Origin of the sequence: Rhizobacter sp., from assembly GCF_035702065.1 — a bacterium.
GTDB lineage: Bacteria > Pseudomonadota > Gammaproteobacteria > Burkholderiales > Burkholderiaceae_C > Rhizobacter.
Genome location: NZ_DASSRA010000129.1, coordinates 1 through 2,440, shown reverse-complemented (window position 1 = coordinate 2,440; position 2,440 = coordinate 1). Strand labels below are relative to the sequence as shown.

Here is a 2,440-nt window from a genome sequence, read left to right as displayed (position 1 = left end):
CGATTCGGCGGCGGCGGCCGACTGCTCCACCAGCGCCGCGTTCTGCTGCGTCATCTGGTCGAGGTGCACGACGGCGGTGTTGACCTGGCCGATGCCGTCGGACTGCTCCGAGGCGGCGGCGGTGATCTCGCCGATGATGTCCGTCACGCGCTGCACGCTGCCCACGATCTCGTTCATGGTGGCGCCGGCATCGGCCACCAGGCGTGAGCCCGATTCGACCTTCTCGACGCTGGCCCCGATCAGGCCCTTGATCTCGCGTGCCGCTTGCGCGCGGCGCTGCGCCAGGCTGCGCACTTCAGAGGCCACCACGGCAAAGCCGCGGCCTTGCTCCCCAGCGCGGGCGGCTTCCACCGCAGCGTTCAAGGCGAGGATGTTGGTCTGGAAGGCGATGCCGTCGATCACACCGATGATGTCGCTGATCTTCTTGGAGCTGGCGTTGATCTCGTCCATGGTGCTCACCACCTGCGAGACCACGCTGCCACCGCGCTGCGCCACTTCGGCGGCCGAGGCAGCCAGCTGGTTGGCCTGGCGGGCCGAGTCGGCGCTCTGCTTCACGGTGCCGGTGAGCTGCTCCATCGACGAAGCCGCCTGCTGCAGGTTGCTCGCGGTCTGCTCGGTGCGGGCCGAGAGGTCCTGGTTGCCGGCGGCGATCTCGGCGCTGGCGGTCTGGATCGAGTCCGACGACTTCATCACCGTGCGCAGCGACTGGCTGAGCTGTTGGGTCATCGCACCCAGCGAGCGCATCAGGTCGCCCACTTCGTCGTTGCGGGTGGTGTGCGCACTGGCGCACAGGTTGCCGTTGGCCACTTCGGTCGCCACGCCCACGGCGCGGCGCAGGTCGTCGACCACCTTGCGCTGCAGCCACCAGGCGGTGCCCACGGCGGCGCCGCAGCCCAGCAGGCCCAGCAGGCCCAGCAGCAGGCTGTTGCGGTTGGTTCGCGCTGCGGCTTCATCCGCGGCAGAGGACGAGGCCGCTTCCATCTTGGCGACCACGCCACCGAGCGAGGTGGCGAGTGCGGCGAAGCTGGCGTCGGCGCCTTGCATGGCGGCGATGCCGGTGTTGGGGTCGACGGTGGAGAGGTCGATCGCCGAGTCGGACTCCTTGCCGTACTTGTCGATCTGTTGGCCCAGCGCAGCCAGGCTGGCGCTGAGCTCGGGGTTGCCGGAGCCGGCTTCTGCGAGCGCGGCCAGGGTGCGCTTCAGGCCGGTGAGCTGGGTGGTGAGCGCGCTGCGGAAGGCCTTGACCTTGGCGTCGTCCAGCGAGTTGATCAGTGCCACCGTCTTGTAGACGTTGGCGTGGATCTGCGCGAACTGATCCTGCACGCTCGTGATGGTGCGAAAGCTCTCCATGTCGCCCTTGAAGACGAGCTGGCTCTGAGCGGCGGCGCGGCTTTGCAACACGGTGTTGACGCCGGCGATGGACATCACCATCACCGCCGTGATCAATGGCGCTGCCAGCAGCTTGGTTCCCAGATTCATGAACGATCCTTCTTGTTTGCTGCTGGTGTGTCTGCTGTGTTGAACGGCTTACTTGTAGACGCCGCCGCAGACCACGGCGTCGTCGAGCCGCTCGCAGTACATGCGCTTGGGTTCGATCTTCTTGGAGACCGGGTTGGTGAACTTGTAGTCCTGCCAGAACGTGCCCTTGGACTGGGCCAGATCGACACGCTCCTTGACGAAGGCCTTGCCGTCCACGTCCTTGAGCTCGATCAGGTTCTTGCCGACCATCTTCTCGTTGGCGCCGTGTGCGCGCACCACGCCGTCGAGGCCGTAGACCACGAGGTAGAGGTCGCGGTCGGTGAACTGGCCGCTCTTGTTCGAGATCTCGGCGTAACCCTTGTCCTTGCTGTTGGCCTTGATGAAGGCGACGCCCTTCTTGACCATGGCTTGTGCTTCGGCGGGGGTGGCGTTGTCTTCCTTGGCGGCCAGGGGGGCGCTCAGGGCGAAGGTGGCGAGGGCGAGGGCGGCGAGGTACTTCGACATGGGTCACTCCGGTCAAGCTGTTGTGGGACGCGAGACAAATCTCCTACCGAATATCGGCGGCGCTGTGCAATCGTTAAGGGATTCTGCGGATACGAGGAGGGGGGTGATCTGTGCAAAAGGTGGGAGGAGAGGGGGTTTTTCGGGGGCGCTTGCGGTAGCGGGCCGTTGTGCGATCGGGCCGAGCCCTCTTCGCACACCCCCACCCGCTCAGGCTGAGGTATCGAAGCCCCGTGCTGCTCTTTGCACGTCACCCCGGCGCACGCCGGGGTCCACGGTCTCGCTTTGTCGTTGGTGTTGTTCACTGCGTGAGGCCGCTGCCGGGTGTTCGGCCCGGCGGCCGACCTCCTTTCTTGTGTCGACAAGAAAGGAGGCAAAGAAGCGACCCCTGCCTCCTCGGCCCTCGCGTAGCGAGGGCTGCCTTGCGCTGCTCGGTCATGGGGGCTCGCGCCCAACTCAC

General features: G+C 66.3%; 2 protein-coding genes. Both read right to left on the bottom strand.

The window, feature by feature from the left end:
* Nucleotides 1-1,479, bottom strand: a 1,479-nt coding sequence (locus VFL64_RS06015; RefSeq protein ID WP_489539469.1) for a methyl-accepting chemotaxis protein, incomplete at its 3' end; no start/stop codon positions are given.
* 48 nt (nucleotides 1,480-1,527) lie between these two features.
* On the bottom strand, nucleotides 1,528-1,983 hold the full coding sequence (locus VFL64_RS06010; RefSeq protein ID WP_489539468.1) for a cache domain-containing protein: 456 nt from the start codon (nucleotides 1,981-1,983) through the stop codon (nucleotides 1,528-1,530).
* Nucleotides 1,984-2,440 lie beyond the last annotated feature (457 nt).